Source organism: Arthrobacter stackebrandtii (genome assembly GCF_017876675.1).
Lineage (GTDB): Bacteria > Actinomycetota > Actinomycetes > Actinomycetales > Micrococcaceae > Specibacter > Specibacter stackebrandtii.
This window is the reverse complement of sequence record NZ_JAGIOI010000001.1, coordinates 2,029,693-2,053,181: the sequence shown is the minus strand read 5'-3', so window position 1 is coordinate 2,053,181 and position 23,489 is coordinate 2,029,693. Positions and strand designations below refer to the sequence as shown.

Below are 23,489 nucleotides of genomic sequence, written 5' to 3'. Positions count from 1 at the left end.
TGATGTTGACACAGGTCACATTGTGTGAATTACTGAAACCGCTCACAGTCATGCGGCCTTGGTTTGGATCGATGGTGGTGGGGCGAGTCAAACGAAGCCATTCTCAAGGAGGACACATGCGTTATTCATTCCGTGCAGGCGCTGCAGCCATCATCACGGCAGCGGCATTGCTGGCAACAGGCTGTTCCACACCCGCGAATTCACCGGAGGCGGGCGGTTCCGGCGGCGGCAAGTCGGTTGAACTGACCTACTGGGCCTGGGCCCCCAACCTGGAGAAGGTGATTGACATCTGGAACCAGAAAAACCCGGACATCCATGTCACCGTCAACAAGCAGGACGGCGGCGATCCGGCCGTAACAAAACTTCTTACTGCCATCAAGGCCGGCAGCGGCGCCCCCGACCTGATCCAGGCTGAATACCAGAAGATCCCCACGCTGGTGTCCGCGGATGCACTCGCCGATCTCTCCGGCACCGCCGCCGGTTCGACCAAGGACAGCTTCCCCGCCGGCGTCTGGGATTCCGTCACACTCGGCGGGGACGCCCTGTACGCCGTCCCGCAGGACACCGGCCCCGTGGTGTTCTATTACCGCGCCGACATCTTTGAAGGCCTCGGCCTGTCCGTGCCCACCACCTGGGACGAGTACGCGGCCGCCGCCAAGACCATCCATGACGCCGACCCCACCCAGTTCCTGGGCACCTTCTCCTCCAATGACGCCGGCTGGTTCACGGCCATGTCGCAGCAGGCCGGCGCCTCCTGGTGGGGCATCGACGGCGACGCCTGGAGCGTCAACATCGACAAGGAGCCCACCCAGAAGGTGGCCAACTACTGGGGCGGGCTCGTGGAATCGGGCGTCATTGACAACCAGCCCATGTACACCCCGGCCTGGAACACGGGACTGAACACGGGAAAGCAGGTCGGCTGGCTCAGCGCGGCTTGGGGTCCCGGCGTCCTCTCCGGCAACGCCGAGTCGACGGCGGGCAAGTGGAAGGTGGCACCCATGCCGCAGTGGGATGCAGCCAAGCCTGCCACCGGCAACTGGGGCGGCTCCTCCACGGCAGTGACAACACAGTCGAAGAACGTCGACGCCGCCGCCGAATTCGCCACCTGGCTGAACACCGATCCCGAAGCCATCAAGGCCCTGGTCGCCGAAACCGGCATCTACCCCGCAGACACCGCAGGTGCCAAGTCCGCCCTGACCGAACCCCCGGCATTCTTCTCCAACCAGCCGGACTTCTACAACGTCATCGCCGAGGCAGCGGCCACGGTCAGCAACTTCACCTACGGCCCCAACGTGAACGTCGCGTACAGCGCCTACAACGACGAGTTTGCCAAGGCGGCACAGTCCAAGAAGCAAAGCGACTTTGCCAAGGCCGTCAGCAACATGCAGTCCATCACCACCGACGACCTGAAGAACAGCGGCTTCACCGTCAAGTAGCACGCCCACAAGGCGACCCGCGCTGCGGGAAGGCTCCAGCCTCCCCGCAGCGCTCCCCCACCACCATCAGCACTGACACGAAGAAGGACCAGCCGTGGCACAGACCGCAACACGGATCCGCCAGGAACCTGGCGCACCGCCCAAGACCTCCCCCCGGGGCAAGAATGCCAAGACCCGCATTCTCACGCCCTACGCCATGCTGGCGCCGGCCATCGTCCTGTTCGTGGTGTTCATGGCCGCCCCCATTGCCTACACCTTTTTCCTCAGCTTCCAGAAAAAGAAGGTCAGCGGGCTGGGCCTGGGCAAGGGTTCCACGACCCAGGTCTTTGCGGGCCTGGAGAACTACGTCAATACACTGACGGACCCCGAGTTCGGCGCCAGTGTGCTGCGGGTGCTGGCCTATGGGCTCATCCTGATCCCGCTGATGCTTGGCCTGGCCCTGCTCTTTGCGCTCCTCCTGGATTCACGCAGGACCCGCGCCGGCGCCTTCTCCCGCACGGCAATTTTCCTGCCCTATGCCGTCCCGGCCGTCATCAGCTCCCTGCTGTGGGGTTTCCTTTACCTGCCCGACGTCAGCCCCATCCTCTACATCTTTGACCGGCTCGGCTGGGCGGTCCCCTCGCTGATGTCGCCGGAACTGGTCACGTTTGCCATCGCCAACATTGCCCTGTGGGGCGGCGTGGGCTTCAACATGATCGTCATCTACACCTCCCTCAAGGCGGTGCCCAGCGAAATCTACGAGGCTGCCAAGCTGGACGGCGCCTCGGAGGTCCAGACGGCGCTGCGCATCAAGATTCCCATCGTTGCCCCGGCCCTGGTCATGACGGGCCTGTTCTCCATGATCGCCACCCTCCAGGTGTTTGCCGAGCCCACCACGCTGCGGCCGTTGGCGAACAGCCTGTCCACGAGCTGGTCCCCACTCATGCTGGTCTACCGGGACGCGTTCACTCGCAACGACATTTACTCGGCGTCGGCCACCAGCATCGTCATCGCCGCCGCAACGTTCATTATTTCGTTCCTCTTCCTGCGCATCGTGCAGAAGCGGGCCTTCGGACAGGAGAACTAGCCTTGAGCACTGCCACCATGGCCACCAGGGAAAAGCCCAGCGCCATCTCAACGGGCATCCTCCTCCTCGGCGCCCTGTACTGCCTGTTCCCCATCATCTGGGTCGTTGCAGCCGCCTCCAAGGACAGCTCCCAGCTGTTCTCCACGTTCACCCTGGCCCCGAGCACCCACCTGTGGGACAACATCGTGGACCTGACGCAGTACCGCGATGGGCTCTTCTGGCGCTGGATGATGAACACGGCCATCTACGCCGGCGTGGGCGCCATCCTCTCCACCTGGGTTTCCGCGCTGTCCGGATATGTCCTGGCCAAGTTTGATTTCCCCGGAAAGGCCGGCATCTTCAAGGTGCTGCTCATGGGCGTCCTGGTGCCCGGCGTCATCCTTGCCATCCCGCAGTACCTCATGCTGGCCCAGGTGGGGCTGACCAACACCTACTGGTCGGTCCTGCTCCCCCAGATCATCAGCCCCTACGGCATCTACCTGGCCCGGATCTACGCGGCGGCCGCCGTACCCAACGACGTCATCGAGGCCGCCCGCACGGAAGGCGCCAAGGAACTGTACATCTTCAACCGGATCGCCGTTCCCATGATGCTCCCCGGCCTGGTCACGATCTTCCTGTTCCAGTTCGTCGCCGTGTGGAACAACTTCATGCTGCCCTACATCATGCTCGGCAACGACCAGCTGTTCCCCATCACCGTGGGCCTCAACGGCCTGCTGAACCAGGGCGCCACGGCCCCTGCCATGTACACACTCGTGCTGGCCGGGGCGCTGCTTTCCATCATTCCGCTGATCCTCCTGTTCCTCCTGCTCCAGCGGTACTGGCGCGTGGATCTGGCAGCGGGCGCGGTCAAGGCATGAACCGGCCAGATATGCTCTTCTCATGACGCCGCCCACCAAACGCCCCCGCCCCAGAATCGACGACGTCGCGGCGGCGGCCGGCGTGTCCCGGGGAACTGTTTCCCGCGTGCTCAACGGCGGGCACTGGGTCAGCCCCGAGGCACTGGCAGCAGTCAATGCAGCCATCAAGAAAACCGGCTACCGGGTCAACCCGCATGCCCGCAGCCTGGCCACCAACAGGGCAAACTCTGTGGCGTTCCTGCTCACGGAATCCCACGACAAGCTGTTTGAGGACCCCAACTTTGCGGTCCTGATGCGCGGCGCAGCCGATGCACTGGCTGTGCATGACATTCCGCTGGTGCTGATCCTGGCCGGCACGGAGGACGAACAGCGTCGCGCCAACGACTTCATCACGGCCGGACATGTTGACGGGGTCCTGCTGGTTTCAGCCCATGCCAACAGGACGGACATCATCTCCAACATCATCGACGCGCGGGTGCCCGCCATTTCCTGCGGCGTGCCACTCGGCTTCGAACGCAAAATGGGGTACGTGGCGGCCGACGACTACACGGGCGCCAGGGACATGCTCGAGCACCTGCGCAGCCTGGGCCGGACAAAGATCGCAACCATCACCGGCCCGCAGGACACCTCGGGCGGCATCCGGAGGCTCAGCGCCTACCGCGACGACCAGGGCGCCCAGTTCCAGGAGCAGCTCGTGGGAGCCGGCGACTACAGCCGGGAGAGCGGCGCCGCGGCCATGGCGCAGCTCCTGGCCGCGGCCCCGGACCTCGACGCAGTCTTTGCCGCCAACGACCTCATGGCGCTCGGTGCCATGGACCATTTGGCCGCCGCAGGCATCCGGGTGCCGGAGGATGTTGCGGTCGGCGGCTTTGACGACATCGCGCCGTCGGCCAGCGCACACCCGCCGTTGACCACCATCCGGCAGCCGTTCGAGCGGATCAGTGCTGAAATGGTGCGCCTGCTGCTGGGTGCCATCAAGGGGGAACTGCCCTCAGCCGTCACGCTGCCCACCGAGCTGGTTGTCAGGGATTCCGCCTGACGGCCGGCCGCCGTCGGGCCCAACCGCCCCCGCATCCCACCATCAGCTTGCGGGGCGGCCGTAGATCCGGGTTGAAAGCTCCCCGGCAACCTTGGTGACCCGGGCCGCCAGGGCGGCCCACTGGTCGGCGGCCACCTTCTCCTCCAGGAACGTCACGGCGACGGCGGCGACCGGCCAGCCCCGGTGGTCCGTCACGGCGGCGGCGACGGAGGAAAATCCCGGGGTGACCTCCCCGCTTTCGGTGGAATAGCCCCTGATCCGCACCTGGTCCAGGTGCGCCGAGAGCGTGGAGTACTTGCTGATCGGGTTGGGCACCTCGGTCAGCGCGCTAAACGCCTCCGCGTTCGGGTACAGTGCGCGGACCTGGGACTTGGGCATCGCCGCAAGGATGGCCCGGCCGCTGGCGGTGAGGTGGCTGGGCAGCCGCACGCCGACGTCGGTCACCAGGGACGGGCGGTTCTTGGCCCGCTCCTCGACGATGTACAGCACGTCGCGCCCGTGCAGCACGGCAAGGTGGGCGCTTTCACCGATCCTGTCCACCAGTGCGGCCAGCAGCGGCCGGCCCAGGCGGGACAGCGGCTCCTGCCGGGAATAGGCGCTGCTGAGCTCAAACGCGGCCACTCCCAGCCCGTAGCGCTGCTCCTCGTGGAGGTGCATGATGAAGCCGCTCTGCTCCATGACGCCCAGCAGGTGGTAGACGCTGGAGCGGGGCAGCTCCAGCGTGGCGGCGATGGTGGAGGCTGCGAGCGGTCCCCGCTTGGAGGAGAGGAGTTTCAGGATGCGCAGCGTGTTTTCCGCGGCCGGCACCTTGGAGGGCTTGCGTTCAGTGGATGTCATGGTCCCCCCATCGTTGGCCCAAATCGCCATGGGCTCCTGCCCAATATAGAATACTGGCGTCTGAAATCCCAGATTTTGGCCTCACACGGGCCATTTTCCGCCCCTTTTCGCCCCATTCCGTGACACCCCTCACGCCCCACGCGCCCACTGAGACGCCGGCCACCCAGCACTTTGTGTTAGAAAGCTCACGCATGAACACCAAGGGATCCGTCCTCACCCGCGGGTTGAACGCCCGCCACATCCGCTTCATGGCGCTGGGCTCGGCCATCGGCACCGGCTTGTTCTACGGCTCCTCGAGTGCCATCCAGAAGGCCGGACCGGCGGTCCTGCTGGCCTACATCATTGCCGGCGCGGCCGTGTTCATGGTCATGCGTGCGCTGGGCGAGCTCGCCGTGCGCCACCCCGTCTCCGGCTCCTTCGGCCAGTACGCCAGCCGCTACCTCGGCCCGCTCGCGGGATTCATAACCGGTTGGACATATGTCTTTGAAATGGCCATCGTGGCCATCGCCGACGTAACGGCCTTCAGCATCTACATGGGCTTCTGGTTCCACGACGTGCCGCGCTGGATCTGGATCCTGGCCATCATCTTCTTCCTGGCGGCCATCAACCTGCTCAGCGTGAAGGTCTTTGGCGAGCTGGAGTTCTGGTTCACCCTGGTGAAGGTCTCCGCCATCATCGCCATGATCGCCGGCGGTGCGGCCATCATCGTGCTTGGTTTCCAGATCGACGGCGCAGCCACCGCGGGCCTGGGCAACCTCGTCAACAACGGCGGGTTCCTTCCCAACGGGTGGGTCGGGCTCCTGGCCGCGTTCGCCGTCGTGATGTTTGCCTTTGGCGGCATAGAAACCATCGGGGTCACCGCGGGCGAGGCGCAGAACCCCGGCAAGTCCATCCCGGCAGCGGTCAACACGGTCCCGCTGCGCATCCTGCTGTTCTACGTGCTGACTCTGGGCGTGCTCATGAGCCTGGTCCCGTGGGACAAAATCACCGGCGAAACCAGCCCGTTCGTGCAGATTTTCGACGCCCTGGGCATTCCCCTGGCCGCACACATCCTCAACGCCGTGGTCATCACCGCGGCCCTTTCCGCCATCAACTCCGACATCTTCGGCGCCGGCCGCGTCCTCTTCGGCCTCTCGCAGCAGGGGCATGCGCCGGCCGCCTTTGGCCGGATCTCCAAGCGCGGCGTCCCGTGGCTGACCGTGATGCTCATGACCGGCGTGCTGCTGGTGGGCGTGGTCCTGAATGCCACGATCCCCGAGGACGTGTTCCTGCTGATCGCCTCCATCGCCACGTTCGCCACGGTGTGGGTGTGGATCATGATCCTGGCCTCGCACGTGGCCATGAAGCGCGAGATCGCCCGCAACCGCCTGGCCCCGTCCGCGTTCCCGGTCCCGTTCTGGCCGCTGGCCTCGATCCTGACGGGTGTGTTCATGCTGGGCATCATCGTGCTGCTGGGCGTCTACCCCGACACCCGAACAGCCCTGTACGTGGGCACGGCCTGGCTGGTGCTGCTGGCTGTTGCGTTCAAGCTGTGGGTACGCGGTGATGGACGACGCCGGCCCGACCTCATCGACGAGACCCCGCCTGCCGCCGTGGCTGAGCAGATTCCTGTTGCGGCCGCCGGCGCGTAGCCGCCCGGCTTGGGCCGGCGCCTGCCCGACCGACTTTGGACCTGCGCCTGCCTGAGGTGCTCCACTGCGCCACCACGACTGCTGCGCCGTGCAGGCGGCCTGGCTGGCGCATGCCCAAAGTAAACCGGGCCGCATGCGCGTGACTTGTGCGGAACCCCGCGCATGGACAAGGCTCGGCACCTACAACGCCGGATCCTTGATTTCCCCGCCCTCGCGACTGGCGCCTGCCTCGCCCGGAGTTGCTTCGCCGGCCTGGGCCTTGGGCGCCCTGCCCAGCTCCAGCCGCTGCCCCCACATGGTGCCGACCAGCACCAGCACCACGCCGAGAATCCCGACGGGACCCAGGACGTCGCCGGCGAGCGTCACGCCGATGGCCGCCGCCCAGACCGGCTCTGTGCCGAGCAAGAGGCTGACCCGTGTCGGGGATGTCTTTCGCACGGCCCACATTTGGATGAAGAATGGAAACACCGTGCACACGACCACAAGGTAGATCATCTGCACGACTGCCGAATTGTCCATGGTTGGAACATAGTCCTGGACGCGCACCCCTGACACTGCGGACAGTGCAAGGAATACAATCCCACAGGTGGCCATCTGGACGAATGTCAGGTGAAGGGAGTCGATGTGCCGTCCAGCGGAGAGCCGGTGCATTCCCGTCACGTGGACGGCCCGCGCCGTGGCGGCAAGAAGAATCAAGAGGTCGCCAAGGTTGAATGAGGCCGCGGCACCTCCGGTGGCCAGGAAATACACGCCCGCAATGGCAATGACCGCGGCCAGGTAGAAGAGCCGGCTGAGCTTGCGCCTTCCCACCACTGTCTCCAGTGCCGGGGTCATGACAATGGTCAGGCTGATGATGAGTCCGGCGTTGGTGGCGCTCGTGGCGGCGATGCCGAAGGTCTCGAAGGTGAAGACCGTGGACAGCAGCAGTCCCAGGACAAGCCCGATGCCCCATTCCGATTTGGCGATGCGCTTCCGCCGCATGACAAGGATGAACATGAGGGTCAGGGCTGTCAGTGTCATCCTGACGGCCAGGACAGCCAGCACGTTGTCCCGGCTAACCAGTTCCTTGGTCACCCAGTAGGTCGACCCCCACGCAACCGCGACGGCCAGGAGAAGCAGGTCAACGGTTGCATTCCTCCTGCCTGCCGGCCGCTGGAACTCAGGCACCCGGCACGACCGAACGGCGCAATTTCCTTGCGGGTAATGCGGCCCTGCCGGCGGGCCCGGGACCGGCGCCCACCGCGTCATGGGCAACACGGTTGATCTGTGGGCCGTCCCCTGTTGCTGCAGTTCCGAAAGCTGGCATGCTCATCCCAAATCGAGGAGTGGCTGCACTGACCGATGTCCGGTTCACTGTTGGGTGGGCCAGCCGCGATTGCGCATTTTATGAGACCTGCACCATATTACCGCCCCGCGGTTTTGCGTTCATGGCGCCAACGCGGGCGAAATTGCATCCTGTATGGGCAGGACCGGCCGCATCATGGGTCTCCCAACCCCACTTGCTGTTGGAACGATTCCCAAACCACCGCGGATGTTGGTGGAGGGTCCTGCAGTTGAGGATCGCCCCGAAGCTGAGGGGCAACTTGCCGTCGGAGAGGCCCCTGAAGGTGGGGGTGCGTGCCGGGTTTACTGGGGTTCGGCGTCCGTCAGCACCACGGCGCTGCGGCCAAACTGGCGGACCTTGCCGTCGTCCCACAGTTGGGCGGGCATAGCCCCGCCGAGCAGGGTCCTAGGCAGGCCGGCACCGTTGCCCAGTGGCGCGTCGCTGCCGGCGATGATGACATTTCCGGAGCGCCGGCCCTTGAGCATGGGCGGGTCGGCGATGATGATGGTGTGCTCAAATGCTGCAGCGATGGTTGCCGCCTCACGCCGTGCCGTGGCCAGGGCGGGCGAGTCGCCGCAGTTCACCACATAGACGCCGCCGGGGCTGAGCACCTTCTTCGCGGCGGCGGTGAATTCGGCAGTGGTCAGCGCAAACGGCGTCTTGGACCCGGCGAAGACGTCGCGGATCACCAGGTCCCGGCTTGCCTCCGTCAGCGATTCGGTCACCTCGCGGGCCTCGCCCACCCGGATCTTCAGCAGCGGCGCGCGGGGCAGCTCGAACCAGTCGCGGACATAGTTGGCCAGCTTGCCGTCGATCTCCACCACCACGTTGCGTGAGTTCGGGTAGGCCGCAACCAGGTATCGGGGCATGGAGCAGGCGGCCCCGCCAAGACTCAGCGTGCTCAGCTTTTCCGTTGAAGGCCAGCGGTCCTCCACGAGCGCCACAATCCAGCGCATGTACTCGAACTCCAGGCGCAGCGGGTCGGCCAGGTCCACGTGCGAGCTTTGCACGCCGTTGAGCATGAGCAGCCAGCCGTTCGGATTGTCGCCGTCGGGAATCAGCTCAGCGGTTCCGGTATCTGTCTGGAAGAACCCGGCCACTGGTCCCTTCACTGTCGTTGCACCAGCGGCATCCTCGGGTTCAACGGCACCCCTTTTGGGTGTGCGCTTGCGGCCCATCAGGGCCGTCCAAAGGTGTGGCGGAAACAGGTGCGCGGCAGATTGTTCACCCTGCCAGCGTAGCCGAGGCTGGCGCGGCACAAGCCTCCGGCCGGACCATCCGCACCTCGGGCAGGCTGCTCCACTCCGGCGGCATGAGCTTTCGTTCCCCGTCCAGGGCGAAGCCGTTTCGGGCATAAAACGCCTGTGCCCGCGGATTGTCCTCCAACACCCACAGGCACGCAGCCTTTTCCCCGACCACGGCGTCGAGCAGCAGCTGCCCGGCGCCGCTGCCGTGGACACGGGCCAGGGTGTAGATCCAGTGGAGCTCCAGCGGGACCGGCGCATCGGCATCCCTCGCGGGGCCGGCACCCGCCACCCCAACCAGTCCTCCGCCGTCGTATGCCAACATGGGAATATGTTCCCGGAACATGGTGTTCCGCAAGCGCTCCACCCGGGCAGGCAGGGTCCGGCGGCGCATGGCAAAGAACGATTCCGGGAGCTGCCGCCCGTATGTTTCCTCGTGGGATTGCAGGTGCATCACCATGATCGCCTCGGCGTCGGCCGCCGTGGCCGGGCGCAGGGAAAAGTCCACCGGTTACTTCACCACGGCAATCGCGAAGCCGTCCCAGCCCTTGGATCCTGCGGTCTGGATGGCAGTGGCCTCGAGCTGCGGGCTGGCGCCCATGAACTCCAGCGCCGCGCGGATGGCGGCGGCGTCGGGATCGGATGCCGGGTCCAAAATGGTGCCTTCCCAAATCACGTTGTCCATGACAATGACCGCACCCGGCCGCGTCAGTGCCAGCGCCCGTTTCAGGTACTCGACGTTGTTGGACTTGTCGGCGTCGATGAACACAAAGTCGTATGGTTCCCCGCCGTCCAGCGTGGCGAGCGTGTCCAGCGCGGCCCCCACACGGATGTCAACCCGGTCCCCCAGCCCGGCAGCGTCAATGTTCCGCTGCGCCACGGCCGCATGCTCGGGCAGGAATTCGCAGGTGGTGAGGCGTCCGCCGTCGGGCATGCCCCGGGCCAGCCAAATGGTGCTGAAGCCTGCCAGCGTGCCGATCTCCAGCACCCGCCGCGCGCCCCGGATCTGCACCAGCAGCATGAGCAGCTTCCCGGCCGTGGGCGCCACCTCAATCCGCGGCATTCCGGCGGCGTCGATGCTCTCGAGCACGGCGTCCATACCGGGCCCGCCGCGCACCAGCGTCCGCGACAGGTACTCCTCGACCTCGTTCCATTCGGGCCTGCTCACATGCTCAACCATGGCCTAAGCGTAGGCGCGCCGGGCTGTTCGCAACAGCCCTTTGTGATGCCCGACGGCGGTCACTCGCCCAAGGTGTCGAGGGCGCCTTCCAGCCGGGCCACCTTGCCGTCGAGCTCGCCGGTGTGGCCGGGGCGGATGTCGGCCTTCAGGACCAGGGAGACGCGAGAGCCGTAGCGGCCCACGGCCTCCGTTGCGCGCTTGACCACGTCCATGACCTCGTCCCATTCGCCCTCAATTTCGGTGAACATGGAGCTGGTGCGGTTCGGCAGGCCGGACTCGCGCACCACCTGAACGGCTGCGGCGACGGCGGTGTGGACGGAGGCGTCGTCGCCCGTGCCGGCCGGCTCGCCCGCTGGGGTTCCGCTGGGTGCCACTGAAAATGCGACGATCATGGTGATCTCCTCTAATGCCTGTTTCACGCCTGGATGCGTTTGCTCCCATTATCTCCCCGGTGCCGGGGACCGCAGATCAGGGCATGCCGAGCAGGCGCAGCCCCGCCGCGACTGCGGCGCCCACAATCACCACCACGAGGAACGGCGCCTTGAGCCACAGCGCAACGGCGGCGGCCAGGAGTGCACCGATCCGTGCGTCCAGCACCACGGACGTGCCGGATGCGGCAGCGTTGACCACCGTCAGGGAAGCCAGCAGGCCGATGGTCAGGGTGCCGGCCACCCGCGACATGCGCGGGTTCGCCAGGACCTTCGCCGGGACAAGGTAGCCCAGAAGTTTGGTGGCATAGCCAACCAGGGCCGCAATCAGCAGCCACCACCACATGCTCATGGTTCTTCCCTTTCCTGGCCGGTGCCCGGCGTTGCCGGCCCCGGGGCACCCGGGCCGGCAACGCCGGCGTCGTGCTTCCCTGCATGAGGGTAGGGGTCGATGTCAGGTTCCATGCCGTCGCCAACGTGGCCGGGGGCGTGGTCCGGGGTGCCGCCGCTGCGGAACCAGCCGATGAGACCGGCCACGAGTGCGGCGACCAGGATGGGCACGCCCGGCGGCACAAAGGGCACGGCGAGCAGCGTCACCACGGCACACACCACGGCAATGGCGGCCGGCTGGAAGGCCTTGATGCGCGGCCAGAGCAGCCCCAGGAACGCGGCCACGGCTGCCCCGTCCAGGCCCCACTGCTTGGGGTCGCCCAGGGCGTCGCCAAGCACCGCGCCCACGGCCGTCATAATATTCCACAGAACGAATATGCCGAGTCCGGCAACCCAGAAGCCGATCTTCTGCTCCCGCGGTTCGGACTGGCCCGTGGCGGTGGCCGTGGACTCATCGATCGTGACATGGGCGGCGGCGAAGCGGCGCCACCCGGTGGGGCGCATCAGGGCGTTGAGCTGCATGCCGTAGACGCCGTTGCGGATTCCCAACAGGGCGGAGGCGCTCATGGCCGCCACCCCTGTGCCGCCGGCAGCGACCACGCCGATGAACGCAAACTGCGATCCGCCGCTGAAAAGCAGCAGGCTCAGCACCATGGTCTGCCAAAAGCTGAGCCCGGATGCCACGGAAAGGGCCCCGAAGGAGACCCCGTACAGTCCCGTGGCGATGGCGATGGAGGCGCCGATCTTCGCCGCCGGCGACGCCCTGAGGCTCGCCAAAAGTGCCGTCGCGCTCACTGCGCCACGATGGCGATGGGCTTGGTGTGGGTGTCGATGGGCTCATCCGAGAGGCTCAGGTGTTCGGTGCCGTGCAGGGCGTCGGCGGCACGCACAAGGGCCAGGTGGGAGAATGCCTGCGGGAAGTTCCCGGCCATCCTCCCCTGCTCCATGTCGTACTCCTCGCTGAGCAGGCCCAGCTCGTTGGCCAGCCCCACCAGCTTGTCCATGAGCGCCACCGCCTCCGGGCGGCGGCCCGTGTGCGCGTACTGCTCCACCAGCCAGAACGAGCAGGCCAGGAACGGGTGTTCGCCCGGCTCCAGTCCGTCCACCCCGTGGGTGGTCTGGTAGCGCAGGATCAACCCGTGGCCGTCCACCAGTTCCGCCTCCATGGCGGCCACGGTTCCCAGCATCTCCGGTGATCCGTACCCCACAAAGCCCACCTGCGGCAGGACCAGCAGCGAGGCGTCCGTGGCGGTGCCGCCGTAGGTCTGCGTGAAGGTGTTCAGTTCCTTGTTGAAGCCGAACTCCATGATCTCCGCACGCAGTTCCTCCCGCCGTTCAACCCAGCGCTCCACCGGGCCGCTCAGGCCGTGGTCGCTCACGGCGCGCACGGCGCAGTCGAAGGCGGCCCACATCATGACGCGCGAGTGCGTGAAGTGCAGCAGGTCCCCGCGCATCTCCCAGATGCCGTGGTCCTTGGCCTGCAGGTGCTTCTCAATGAACCCCAGCATGGCCTGCTGCAGCGGCCACGAGAAGTGGTCCTCGTGCCCGCCGGCCAGGCGCAGCTTCTCGAGGGCCACGAGCACCTCGCCCACCACGTCGGCTTGGTACTGGCCCACGGCGCCGTTGCCGATCCGCACCGGCAGGGCGCCCTCGTAGCCGGGCAGGTGCCCCAGCTCGCCTTCGGCCAGGTCCCGCTCGCCCGAGAGCCCGTACATGATCTGCAGGTCTTCGGGGTCCCCGGCCACGGCGCGCAGAAGCCAGTCGCGCCACTTCAGCGCCTCGTCCGCGTAGCCGTGGGTCAGCATGGCCTCCAGTGTCAGTGCGGCATCGCGCAGCCAGCAGAAGCGGTAGTCCCAGTTCCGGGCACCGCCAAAGTCTTCCGGCAGCGACGTGGTGGGTGCCGCGACGATCCCGCCGGTGTCCTCGTGCGTCAGGGCCCGCAGCACCAGCAGCGAGCGCTCCACGATCTCCGCGTACTTGCCGTCCTGGTTGTAGCGCGCTGCCCAATCCCGCCAGTACTGGCCGGTCTGTGCCAGCGCCGCGTCAATGTCGATCGCGGGCGGGACCAAGCGGTGCGAGGGGTACCAGGTCAGTTCCTGCTCCACGCATTCCCCGGCAGCCACCGTGAAGGTGCCTGCGTGTTCATGGTCGACGGCGTGGGGCAGCTCATCGCCGCGGAGCACCACCGCGTCGGGTCCTGCCACGGCAACAATCGCCTCGGTGCCGTCGGCCTCGTCAATGCGGCGCACCCAAGGCAGGATCTTTCCGTACCCGGGGCGGATGGTGATGTTTTGGCGGAAATCCACGCTGCCGGCCAGGCCCTGGATGCGGCGCACGATCGAGGCGCGGCGGTCGCCCAGCGGCATGAAATCGGTGATCCTGGCGGAGCCTTCCGGGGTGGTCCAGGTGGTTTCCAGGATGAAGGTGCGCGGCTGGTAGCGGCGGTGCTTGACGGCCGCTTCAGGATGGCTCGGCGCCACGAGCCAGCGCCCATGGTCCGGGGTCCCCAGCAGGGCCGTGAACACGGCCGGCGAGTCAAAGCGCGGAAAGCACAGCCAGTCGATGCTGCCGTCGCGGCCCACCAGGGCGCCGGTGTGCAGGTCAGACAGGAGCGCGTAGTCTTCAATTCTCGATGCCATGGTTCCATGCAACCACACGGTGTCTGCTTCCCGTCAAGGTAAGCCGGTGTTCACTGGCGAGCCGCGAGGCTGGTCGGCCCACCACCCCAGCTATTGGCGCGCCATGAGCATCTCCCTGATTTCGCGCGGAACATTGGTGGTCACCTCGGCGACGCCGGCGGACAGGCAAAGGTCCAGCTCTTCGGCAGTGTTGACCGTCCAGACCCGCAGGACCCGCCCGGCCGCGACCCAGCGAGCCACGTCCCCCGGGTGCTCACCCACATACTCGACGCCGGGCCCGGCAAGGTGCGCCACGCCGTCGTCCAGCACACGTTCCCCTTCACCCATGGACCAGTTCAGCGCGGCCGCGGCGGCCCTGCCGGCGAGCGGCCCCAGGTCCAGCTGCTCGCGGACTTCCGCCACGTCAACATCCTCCAGGAGCTGGCAGAGCCGGGTCGGGTCCACCCGGGCGGCAAGATATTTCACGGCGGCGGGGTGGAAGGACATGAAGGATACCTCGATGTTCCCGGCCAGCGACGGCTTGGGGGTCCAGCCGCGGCCGCGCAGCGTGTCCAGGGCGGCATCGACCAGGTCCTGGTCGAAGGCGGCTCCGTACTTGAACTCGATCGCGAGCGCAACGTCCCGCCCAGCGGCCGCCAGGAGGTCCAGCAGTTCGGGCAGGGTCAGCAACTGCTGCGCCGCCGTGCCGTATTCGGGCGGGATGGCGGCCCCGTGCCAGGAGCTGAAGTCGATCTCGCGCAGTTGCGCCAGGGTCCGTTTGGCCACCGGCCCGCTCGCGTTCGAGGTGCGGTCAAGGGTTTCATCGTGGAGCAGCACCAGGTGGCCGTCGGCGGAGAGGTGGACGTCGCACTCAACCCCGTCGGCGCCGTCGGCCAGGGCCTGCAGATAGGCGGCGCGGGTGTGCTCGGCATAGGCGGCGCTGGATCCGCGGTGGGCAAAAATCTTTACCGTCATGGCTCCACGCTACGCTTACTTCATGGCGCAGACACAACAGCTCGGCACGGCCGCACACCCACCCCACCCCGACGTGGCAAAGGCGGCTGCGCTGAGGCGGATGAAGAACATTGCGCTGGGGCTGCTGCTGTTCATGGCCGTGGTATTCTGCTTCGCGTTCGCCCTGCAGCCGCAATTCCCGTGGCTGGCATACGTCCGGGCGGCCGCGGAGGGCGGCATGGTGGGCGCGCTTGCCGACTGGTTCGCGGTCACGGCGCTGTTCCGCCACCCCATGGGCATCAAGATCCCGCACACCGCCATCATCCCCAATCGCAAGGACGAGATCGGTTCCTCGCTCGCGGAGTTTGTGGAGACGAACTTCCTGTCCGAGGAGGTGGTGTCGCAAAAGCTCGCCAACACGCAGATTGCCGAGAAGGTCGGAGCCTGGCTGGCCAAGCCGGAAAGCGCCCAGCGCGTGGCCACGGAGGGCGCCGCCGCCATCCGCGGCGCGATCGCCGTGCTGAAGGACGACGACGTGCAGGACGTCATCGAGTCCCTGGTGCGCAAGCACCTGCTGGACCCGCCGTGGGGCCCGCCCGTGGGACGGCTGGCCGAGCGGATTTTCGCGGAGGGCCACCACCACGCGTTGGTTGACCTGCTGGTGGACCGCTCCACCACGTGGATCCGTTCCAACCACGACACCATTTCCGGCCTCGTTTCCGACCGGTCCCCCAGCTGGGTTCCCGGCTTTGTGGACGGGCTGGTGGGCGACAAAATCTACACCGAGATCTACAAGTTTGCCCGTGCCGTCCAGGACAACCCGAACCACGAGGTGCGCCTGCAGCTGGACAAGTACCTGAAGGACCTGGCCCAGGAACTCCAGCACGACCCCGCCATGATTGCCAAGGCGGAGGGCATCAAGGAGCAGGTGCTGGGCGACCCCGAGGTCCGCGAGCTGGCGGGCCGCACCTGGGAGACCATCAAGTCGGCGCTGACGGACGCCGTCGAGGATCCCGATTCAGAACTGCGCCGCAAGTTCACCTCGGCCGTGCAGGAATTCGGCGTCCGCCTCACCACCGACGACGAGCTGGCCGGCAAGGTCAACACGTGGATCTCCAACGCCGCCGCCTACCTCGTGGGCACGTACAAGCACGAGATCACCTCGCTCATCACGGACACCGTGGAGCGCTGGGATGCCGAGGAGACGAGCCAGAAGATCGAGCTCCAGGTGGGCAAGGACCTGCAGTTCATCCGCATCAACGGCACCGTGGTGGGATCGCTGGCCGGCCTGGCCATTTTCGCCCTGGCCACGCTCATCTTCGGATAGCCCGACGGCGCCCGGCCCGCCCTGGGTGGGTGGCACCGCGCCCTCCGGATGCCGCTGTCAAGATTGGAGGCCCGCCCACCGGCGTCCAATCTTAACTACTACCTCCCAGGCAGTTTCGGGGCCCTGAATTTGGGCTGTTTGGGTGTTTTCCCCGGCTTGGCCGCCTTCTGGGCCTTCGCGGGTTTCGGCGCCTTGCCGGGATTGATCGCCTTGGCCGGCTTTGGTGGCTTCAAAGGCTTCGGCGCGTCCAGCTCGGCAAGCAGCCCGCGCGGGATTTCCAGTGGCGCCGGGCCAAAGGCGTGCAGGGCCGAATTCACCACGGCACGCCCCATCATGTAGTTGCCCACGCCGCCCACCGCCGCACCGATGCCGAACGGCAGCGCCTTGCCAACAATCGAGGCGCTGCCCTTGACAGCCATTTTCCGCAGGAACCTCTTTTGCATGGGTGCCACGATGCCCTTGATGGCGGAAAGCGGCACGCTTTTGCTGACCGTTTTCCCCCAGGCCTGCATGGGCGTCTTGCCTTTGCCGAGGGCCTGGCCGGTGAGGCCGGCCAGCAGCGACAGGCCCTCGTCGCCAAGAATGATCGCCATGACAGTGACCTGGGCCAGCTCCGGATCGGCCAGCCGGAAGCCGTGCAACTCCGCGACGGACTGGGCGTACAGCGCCGTGGCCTCCAGGAAGACGACCGTCGCCGCAGCCGAGATGGACAGTGCAGCGACCGTTCCCACACCCGGGACGATGGCCGTGGCGCCAATCGCAGCACCGCCGCTGCTGACGGCGTTGAGGAAATCGCGTTCCAGCCGCTGGCTCAGCTCAAAGGCTGTGGCGTTGGGGTGGCGCCGCCGCAGCCTGCGCAGGTTGGCCAGGACAAGCGGGCGCTGCACCTCAACGGCCCGCAGCAGCATGCCGTGGACCGCGGGCGTGGGATTCCCCTTGGCGTCAAACGCCGCGCCGGCCGCCATTTCCACCGCCGGATTCACCTTGCCCTTGGCAAAGCCGGACTTCTTGTCCACTTTTTTCAATTCACTGCCTGCCATTGACTCCCCTGCCGTCGATCTTCCCCAAGCGTATCGGCGTTTCCTGTGCGCCACCCCATATTCTTGCCAGGCCCGACGGCAGTGTCCGGCACATGGTGGTCCGCCAAATTTGCGCGGGGTGACATGCCTTGGCCGCGGACCTTGCACTGGCCTTGCGCGGCTTGGGACGCAGTTCCCTGATTTTCTTGCCCGACGCCGGCCAACTCGTCTTGGGTGGGCCCGGCACCGTCCAGTTTCACCACTCCCGCGCGTGGTTAATTCTGAATGGTGCGCACCCGCCGCCGTTGCGCACCATTCAGGTTCAATGGCACGCAGGAGTGGTGGAACCTGCCTTCCGGGGCGGGCACATCCGGGCTGCACAGCCCATGCAGAACCACTCGCGGCAGAAACGCCGGGGCCAGCGTGCTGTTCTGCGCAAAGTTAGCGGCCGGTGTGACGCAGAACAGTGTTGTGCGTCATGCCGGCGCCAAACTCTGCGCAGAACAGCACGGTCTTTCCGCAAACCGCCACCGCCCTCAAGCGTCGGGCGGCTGGCGGCCCAACCCGGCCCCGTGCGGGCCTCAGCCTGCGAGCGCTGAGGAGGTTTCGGCGTCGTGCTTCACGGCGGCACCAAACAGGCGGGTGCGCAGGGCCAGGAACAGCAGCACCATCGCGACGGAGAGCAGGATGTGGCCGAGGCCCGCGATGCCGGGGATAGCGGCGGAAACGTCGGTGGCGCCCTGGACCTGCAGCATGCCGTGGACCACCATCATGGCGGCGGTGAGGATGAGGCCGGCGTTGTACGTCCAGAAGAACCAGTTGAACAGGCGCGACTTGCTCAGCGTGAACAGCTTCTCCAGGATCAACACAATCAGCAGCACAATGAAGCCGAGCGTCAGCAGGTGTGTATGGACCACCGAGAGCTGCGTGAAGCCGGTGAAGTCCTTCCCCTTGGTGTACTCGCGGTAAAACAGGCCGGAGAGCACGCCGATGACCATGTAGGCGAACGACGAATAAAAGAGCTTCTTCATGGGGTGTCCTTTGCTAGTTGGCTGTGTCTCCAGCATAAGGACGCGCACGACGGCGGCCATCAACCTTTTGGTTGAATCGCCGGCGCCGTTGGGGTGCTTTTGGGACGGCGCATTCAGGACGGTGCTTTCGGGCCTGGTTCAGCGGCGCCGGCCCGCATTGCGCGGGTGGTTTTTGGCCGTGCGCTCATTGCCGCGGCGGTAGTTGCCGGTCACTCGGGCCATGAGGGCCTGGGCGTCGGCAGTCTCGACGTCCGCAAGGAACTTCCGGGCCGCACTGCCGCGCAGGGTCGCTGCGTGGTGCCCGTGGTGGGTGATGGACACCTCGCCGTTGTGCGCCGTGGTGAATTCGAAGCCGCCGGCCTGGCCCGCCATTTCCTCCTCCTACCCGCGCGGCACGAAGGAGCCCGGCACGTTGGCGGTCAGGAACGATGCCACGTCGGTCATTTCGCCGGGGCTGAAGTTGTGCCCCATGCCCTCGTAGCGGCCCTGCTGTAGGTCTGTGTTGGCGGCCAGCCAGTCAGCGGTGAACTCGATGGCGTCGGGGTTGATGACCAGGTCTGCGGTGTCGCGGGCCCAGTAGAACGGGATCTTGCGATCCAGTGGTTCCAGGGCCCCGAGGAGATTGTTTTGCAGGGCGAAGCCGGACAGCCCGACGCCCGCGGCAAACATCTCCGGGCGCAGGCGGATCAGCGTGGTGGCCATGGCCATGCCTTGCGAGAAACCAAGGACGGAGACGGAGCTGAACTGGTGCTTTGCCATGGTGGTGTCCAGCCAGGCAAGCACTGTCGTGGCAGCGGCGACCACTTCGGCGAAGTCGTTGGCCAGGAAGTAATCCAGCAGGAACCAGCCAAAGTCCCCCGAGATGTCCACTGGAGCGCGGGGCGCCGCGCACACGAACCCCCGCGGCATGTCCTTGAACAGGGCGCTCATCCGGGTTTCATCCGAGCCGTAGCCGTGGAGCATGAGCAGCAGCGGCCTGCCGGCGCGTTCGTTCTCCGGGCACGACCACGCAACAGTTTCCATGGGGCCAGACTACCGGGCGGGCCCGGCGCCGGGGCTGCGCATCCCGCCGGCCCGACCGCCCGGTTCACGGCGGCCAGGGCATTCAATCTGCGTTTATGTGGGTTTCATCTTGACATTCAAAGATAAACACAGATAAAGTCATCTGAAACAACATCCTGTGATGCCCGTCACGAGCACGTGGCCGGCATCTCGGGAAAGGCCCCCACCAACCAGGCGGGTGCCGCCACCGGAAGGAAAACCATGTTTGCGGAGGAACGGCACCAGAGAATCGCCGATCTCGTCAGCGCCCAGGGCAGGGTCGGCGTCAATGAGCTGGCGGGGCTGTTTTCCATCACCCAGGAAACCGTGCGCCGCGACCTCGCCACGCTCGAGGAGGCCGGCCAGCTGCGCCGCGTCCACGGCGGTGCCGTCGGCACGGACCGGCTGACCCGCTCGGAGCTGAGCCTGAGCGAACGCCAAACGCAGCGCCTGGACGAAAAGCAGCGGATCGCCGCAGCCGCCATGGCCCTCATCCCCCATGCGCCCACCGCGTCTGTCCTCCTGGACTCGGGCACCACCACCGCCGCACTGGCCGAACGCCTCACCGGCTGGACCCCCGCCAACACCGGCGACGAACTGCTCGTCATCACCAATTCCCTCCCCACGGCAGCCTCGCTGAGCACCAACCCGAGCCTTCTGCTGGACATCGTCGGCGGCCGGGTCCGCGGCCTGACCAGCGCCGTCGTCGGAGCCCGCGCCACCGAACAGCTCGGCGCACTCCGCCCGGACATCGCCTTCATCGGCACCAACGGCATCCACGCAGATTTCGGCCTGAGCACCCCCGACCCCGTCGAGGCCGCGACCAAGACCGCCATGGTCAGGGCCGCCCGCCAGGTGGTGGTCCTGGCCGACGCCTCCAAGCTCGGCACCGAAACACTGGTCCGCTTCGCCACGCTGGAACAGATCGACACCCTCATCACCACCGCCGAGCCGGACCGGGAGCTCGCCGCCGCCCTGGCCGCGGCCGGCGTAGAGGTCGTGATCGCATGATCATCACCCTGACCCCCAATCCCAGCCTGGACCGCACCATTGAGCTGGCCTCCGCCCTGCAACGCGGCGAAGTCCAGCGCGCAACGCATGCCTCCCAGCATCCCGGCGGCAAGGGCGTGAACATCGTCCGCGCCCTCTCCGCATCCGGGATTGACGCCCTGGCACTGCTCCCCGGGGACGCCGATGACGCCGTCGTCCGCGCCCTGGAACTCGAGGACATCCCGCACCTGGCCATGCCGATCGGCGCGGCCCTGCGCAGCAATGTCGCCATCACGGAGCCCGACGGCACCACCACCAAGGTCAACGAGCCCGGCCCCGCGCTCGCCCCCTCGCAGCTGGCGGAGCTCCTGGCGCTCACGGTGGAGAAGTCCGACGGCGCTGCCTGGCTTGTGCTGGCCGGCTCGCTTCCGCCGGGGACACCGGATGACTTCTACGCTTCCGTCATCGACGCTGTCCGGGCCGCCCACGGTTCCCGGGCGCCGCAGATCGCGGTTGATTCCTCGGGTGCGCCGCTGCGTGAGTGCCTGCGCGCGGCCCCGGACCTGATCAAGCCCAACGGCGAGGAGCTGGCCGAACTGACCGGCACTGCCACCGGACAGGAGCTTGAGGCGGATCCCGCCGCGGCGGCAGCAGCTGCCGGAGACCTGGTCCGCAACGGTGTTGGCGCAGTGCTGGCCACCCTCGGATCCAAGGGCGCGGCACTGGTCACGGCCGGCGGCAGCTGGCACGGCCGAGGCCCGGCCATCAAGGCAAAAAGCACTGTCGGCGCGGGCGACTCCGCCCTGGCCGGATATCTGCTGGCAACGCTCCGCGGGGACTCCCCCGCAGCCTGCCTTCAGCAAGCAACGGCCCATGGGGCGGCCGCCGCTTCCCTCCCGGGAACCATGGTTCCCTCCCTTGAACAAACCAACCCCGCCTCCGTCACCGTGACGGTCCTGGCCCCTGCCGAAGAGAACTGACATGACTACACTCATCAACGACGACCTGGTGCTCCTTGACGCCAATCTCGGCTCAGACACCACCTCGGTCATTCGCAAACTTGCCGAGCTGATCGCCGGCACCGGCCGCGCCTCAGGCCTGGAGGGCCTGTTCGCCGACGCCCTGGCACGCGAACAGAAGACCGCCACCGGCGTCCCCGGCGGCATCGCCATCCCCCACTGCCGGTCCGAGGCGGTTCTGGAACCGACCCTCGCCATGGCCCGGCTCAACCCGGCAGTCGACTTCGGCGCCAAGGACGGCCCCGCGGACATCATCTTCTTCATCGCCGCCCCCGCAGGCGCCGACAACGAACACCTGAAACTGCTCTCCAAGCTGGCCCGCTCCCTCATCAAGAAGGACTTCACGGCGGCCCTGCGCGCGGCATCAACCCCCAGTGAGATTGTTGAACTGGTTGCGGCAGCCCTCGCAGACAAGCCAAAGCCGGCCACGGAGAAAACCGCAGCGGCGGCGCAGACGACTGCGGCCGCCGGAGCTGGCGAAACCAGCCCGGCCCCGCAGGAACCCGCACCCCGCCGCAAGCGCATTGTTGCCGTGACGGCGTGCCCAACCGGAATCGCACACACGTACATGGCCGCCGATTCACTCGTGGCCGCTGCGGCGGAGGCCGGCGTGGACCTGCAGGTCGAGACGCAGGGATCCGGCGCGGTGACGCCGCTGGACCCGGCCGTGATTGCCGCAGCCGACGCCGTCATCTTCGCCGTCGACGTCGATGTGCGCGGCAAGGAGCGCTTTGCCGGCAAGCCGCTGGTCAGCTCCCCCGTCAAGCGTGGCATCGATGAGCCGACCAAGATGGTCCAGGAGGCCGTTGCGGCATCCGAGAACCCCAACGCACACCGCGTGCCGCACTTTGGCGCGGAGGAAGCAGCAGACCAGAATGCCGAATCCTCCAGCGAAAGCCTGGGCGCCAAGGTCAAGAAGGTGCTGCTGACAGGCGTCAGCTACATGATCCCGTTTGTGGCCGGTGGCGGTCTGCTGATCGCACTGGGCTTCCTGCTGGGCGGCTTCCAGATCCCCGATTTCGCGGACAAGATCCTCACCGGCAACAGCCTGACCAACCTGCCCACGGACTTCCCGCCGCAGGCCTGGGGCCCGCTCGGCGCCTACCTTGGCGCCGTGGCGTTCAAGATCGGCTCCCTGTCCATGGCGTTCCTAGTCCCGGCGCTGGCAGGCTACATTGCCTTCGGCATTGCTGACCGCCCCGGCATCGCCCCAGGCTTCACGGCCGGATCCATCGCCGTGTTCATGGGCGCGGGCTTCCTCGGCGGCCTGGTGGGCGGCATCCTTGCCGGCCTCGCTGCCTACTGGATCGGCAGCTGGAAGGTGCCCCGCTGGCTCCGCGGCCTCATGCCCGTGGTGATCATCCCGCTGCTGGGCTCCATCATCGCCTCGGGTGCCATGCTCCTCTTCCTGGGTGCACCCATCGCCTCGCTTTCCGACGGCCTGAACAACTGGCTCACCGGCATGACCGGCACGTCCGCCGTCGTGCTGGGAATCATCCTTGGCCTCATGATGTGCTTCGACCTGGGCGGCCCTGTCAACAAGGTGGCGTACGCCTTCGCCGTTGCCGGCCTGGGCGCCGGCAGCATTGCCAACCAGGCCCCGTGGGAAATCATGGCCACCGTCATGGCGGCCGGCATGGTTCCGCCGCTCGCCATGGCCCTGGCCACGGTCCTGGACAAGAAGCGCTTCTCCCTCGCCGAGCGCGAAAACGGCAAGGCCGCCTGGCTGCTCGGCGCATCGTTCATCTCGGAAGGTGCCATCCCGTTCGCGGCGGCCGATCCCCTCCGCGTCATCCCCGCCTCCATGCTGGGCGGTGCCGTCACCGGTGCGCTGACCATGGCCTTCCATGTCACCTCACAGGCCCCCCACGGCGGATTCTTCGTCTTCTTCGCCATCGGCAACCTGGCCATGTTCGCGATCTCCATCGTGGTCGGCACCGTGGTCGCCGCACTCGCCGTGGTGGCGCTGAAACGCTGGGCCGTGCGCAAGCCCGTTGATACCCTTGCAGCAACGCAGCTTGCCAGCCAGGCCGCCTAGGCCCGCACCATGAATCTCGA

The 23,489-nt window shown here is 66.8% G+C and carries 23 protein-coding genes; 9 read left to right on the top strand and 14 right to left on the bottom strand.

What is annotated here, in order from left to right; translation table 11 throughout:
• Positions 1–116 precede the first annotated feature (116 nt).
• The 4 genes from JOF48_RS08660 (at position 117) to JOF48_RS08645 (ending at position 4,398) form a co-directional block, all read left to right on the top strand.
• Positions 117–1,436 (top strand): ABC transporter substrate-binding protein, encoded by a 1,320-nt coding sequence (locus tag JOF48_RS08660; RefSeq protein ID WP_209679666.1) that lies wholly within the window; start codon positions 117–119, stop codon positions 1,434–1,436.
• A gap of 196 nt (positions 1,437–1,632) precedes the next feature.
• Entirely contained in the window at positions 1,633–2,502 is an 870-nt protein-coding gene (locus JOF48_RS08655) for a carbohydrate ABC transporter permease (protein WP_209684346.1), read from the top strand.
• A 17-nt stretch (positions 2,503–2,519) separates the two neighbouring features.
• Positions 2,520–3,359, top strand: a complete 840-nt coding sequence (locus JOF48_RS08650) for a carbohydrate ABC transporter permease (RefSeq protein ID WP_209684344.1) — start codon at positions 2,520–2,522, stop codon at positions 3,357–3,359.
• A gap of 22 nt (positions 3,360–3,381) precedes the next feature.
• A complete protein-coding gene (locus JOF48_RS08645; RefSeq protein WP_209679663.1) occupies positions 3,382–4,398 on the top strand; it encodes a LacI family DNA-binding transcriptional regulator in 1,017 nt (338 codons plus the stop codon).
• 42 nt (positions 4,399–4,440) lie between these two features.
• On the opposite strand, the gene JOF48_RS08640 is transcribed toward JOF48_RS08645, so the two are convergent.
• Positions 4,441–5,235: an IclR family transcriptional regulator gene (locus tag JOF48_RS08640; protein WP_209679646.1), complete on the bottom strand. Its 795-nt coding sequence runs from the start codon at positions 5,233–5,235 to the stop codon at positions 4,441–4,443.
• A gap of 191 nt (positions 5,236–5,426) precedes the next feature.
• Between JOF48_RS08640 and JOF48_RS08635 the strand changes: the two genes are divergently transcribed.
• Positions 5,427–6,866 carry an amino acid permease gene (locus tag JOF48_RS08635; RefSeq protein ID WP_209679643.1) on the top strand — a complete coding sequence of 480 codons (1,440 nt, stop codon included), beginning with the start codon at positions 5,427–5,429 and terminating at the stop codon, positions 6,864–6,866.
• Between the two features lie 180 nt (positions 6,867–7,046).
• Here JOF48_RS08635 and JOF48_RS08630 read toward each other — a convergent pair whose 3' ends face one another.
• The 9 genes from JOF48_RS08630 to JOF48_RS08590 all read right to left on the bottom strand — a co-directional run bounded on the left by JOF48_RS08630 (position 7,047) and on the right by JOF48_RS08590 (position 15,025).
• On the bottom strand, positions 7,047–8,114 hold the full coding sequence (locus JOF48_RS08630) for a DMT family transporter (protein ID WP_245346462.1): 1,068 nt from the start codon (positions 8,112–8,114) through the stop codon (positions 7,047–7,049).
• Between the two features lie 378 nt (positions 8,115–8,492).
• The gene (locus JOF48_RS08625) at positions 8,493–9,368 is read right to left on the bottom strand and encodes a spermidine synthase (protein WP_209679636.1); all 876 of its coding nucleotides are present in this window, start codon (positions 9,366–9,368) and stop codon (positions 8,493–8,495) included.
• 46 nt (positions 9,369–9,414) lie between these two features.
• Positions 9,415–9,942: a GNAT family N-acetyltransferase gene (locus JOF48_RS08620; protein ID WP_209679633.1), complete on the bottom strand. Its 528-nt coding sequence runs from the start codon at positions 9,940–9,942 to the stop codon at positions 9,415–9,417.
• Between the two features lie 3 nt (positions 9,943–9,945).
• Complete coding sequence (locus JOF48_RS08615; protein ID WP_209679631.1) at positions 9,946–10,614, bottom strand: O-methyltransferase; 669 nt, start codon at positions 10,612–10,614, stop codon at positions 9,946–9,948.
• A gap of 59 nt (positions 10,615–10,673) precedes the next feature.
• The gene (locus tag JOF48_RS08610; RefSeq protein WP_209679627.1) at positions 10,674–11,006 is read right to left on the bottom strand and encodes a thiamine-binding protein; all 333 of its coding nucleotides are present in this window, start codon (positions 11,004–11,006) and stop codon (positions 10,674–10,676) included.
• Positions 11,007–11,082: 76 nt separating this feature from the next.
• Positions 11,083–11,394 (bottom strand): AzlD domain-containing protein, encoded by a 312-nt coding sequence (locus tag JOF48_RS08605; RefSeq protein ID WP_209679624.1) that lies wholly within the window; start codon positions 11,392–11,394, stop codon positions 11,083–11,085.
• Entirely contained in the window at positions 11,391–12,227 is an 837-nt protein-coding gene (locus tag JOF48_RS08600) for an AzlC family ABC transporter permease (RefSeq protein ID WP_209679621.1), read from the bottom strand. The genes JOF48_RS08605 and JOF48_RS08600 overlap by 4 nt, the downstream gene beginning before the upstream one ends.
• Complete coding sequence (locus JOF48_RS08595) at positions 12,224–14,089, bottom strand: glycoside hydrolase family 15 protein (protein WP_342591199.1); 1,866 nt, start codon at positions 14,087–14,089, stop codon at positions 12,224–12,226. Before JOF48_RS08595 ends, JOF48_RS08600 begins: the two co-directional genes overlap by 4 nt.
• 72 nt (positions 14,090–14,161) lie before the next feature.
• Entirely contained in the window at positions 14,162–15,025 is an 864-nt protein-coding gene (locus JOF48_RS08590) for a glycerophosphodiester phosphodiesterase (protein ID WP_209679614.1), read from the bottom strand.
• Positions 15,026–15,047: 22 nt separating this feature from the next.
• On the opposite strand from JOF48_RS08590, the gene JOF48_RS08585 reads away from it, so the two are divergent.
• The gene (locus JOF48_RS08585) at positions 15,048–16,331 is read left to right on the top strand and encodes a DUF445 domain-containing protein (RefSeq protein WP_245346461.1); all 1,284 of its coding nucleotides are present in this window, start codon (positions 15,048–15,050) and stop codon (positions 16,329–16,331) included.
• Between the two features lie 98 nt (positions 16,332–16,429).
• Here the strand turns inward: JOF48_RS08585 and JOF48_RS08580 are convergent, their stop codons facing one another.
• The 4 genes from JOF48_RS08580 to JOF48_RS08565 all read right to left on the bottom strand — a co-directional run bounded on the left by JOF48_RS08580 (position 16,430) and on the right by JOF48_RS08565 (position 19,404).
• A complete protein-coding gene (locus JOF48_RS08580) occupies positions 16,430–17,371 on the bottom strand; it encodes a hypothetical protein (RefSeq protein ID WP_209679608.1) in 942 nt (313 codons plus the stop codon).
• 560 nt (positions 17,372–17,931) lie between these two features.
• The gene (locus JOF48_RS08575; RefSeq protein WP_209679605.1) at positions 17,932–18,381 is read right to left on the bottom strand and encodes a DUF2871 domain-containing protein; all 450 of its coding nucleotides are present in this window, start codon (positions 18,379–18,381) and stop codon (positions 17,932–17,934) included.
• 138 nt (positions 18,382–18,519) lie between these two features.
• A complete protein-coding gene (locus JOF48_RS08570; RefSeq protein ID WP_209679601.1) occupies positions 18,520–18,753 on the bottom strand; it encodes a hypothetical protein in 234 nt (77 codons plus the stop codon).
• Positions 18,754–18,762: 9 nt separating this feature from the next.
• Complete coding sequence (locus JOF48_RS08565; protein WP_209679599.1) at positions 18,763–19,404, bottom strand: alpha/beta hydrolase; 642 nt, start codon at positions 19,402–19,404, stop codon at positions 18,763–18,765.
• A 240-nt stretch (positions 19,405–19,644) separates the two neighbouring features.
• Between JOF48_RS08565 and JOF48_RS08560 the strand changes: the two genes are divergently transcribed.
• From JOF48_RS08560 to JOF48_RS08550, 3 genes are read left to right on the top strand one after another with little or no spacing between them, the layout of a single operon-like run.
• Positions 19,645–20,433 (top strand): DeoR/GlpR family DNA-binding transcription regulator, encoded by a 789-nt coding sequence (locus JOF48_RS08560; RefSeq protein WP_209679596.1) that lies wholly within the window; start codon positions 19,645–19,647, stop codon positions 20,431–20,433.
• Positions 20,430–21,392 carry a 1-phosphofructokinase family hexose kinase gene (locus tag JOF48_RS08555; RefSeq protein WP_209679593.1) on the top strand — a complete coding sequence of 321 codons (963 nt, stop codon included), beginning with the start codon at positions 20,430–20,432 and terminating at the stop codon, positions 21,390–21,392. Before JOF48_RS08560 ends, JOF48_RS08555 begins: the two co-directional genes overlap by 4 nt.
• 1 nt (position 21,393) lies before the next feature.
• Positions 21,394–23,469 (top strand): PTS fructose transporter subunit IIABC, encoded by a 2,076-nt coding sequence (locus tag JOF48_RS08550; RefSeq protein WP_209679590.1) that lies wholly within the window; start codon positions 21,394–21,396, stop codon positions 23,467–23,469.
• Positions 23,470–23,489 lie beyond the last annotated feature (20 nt).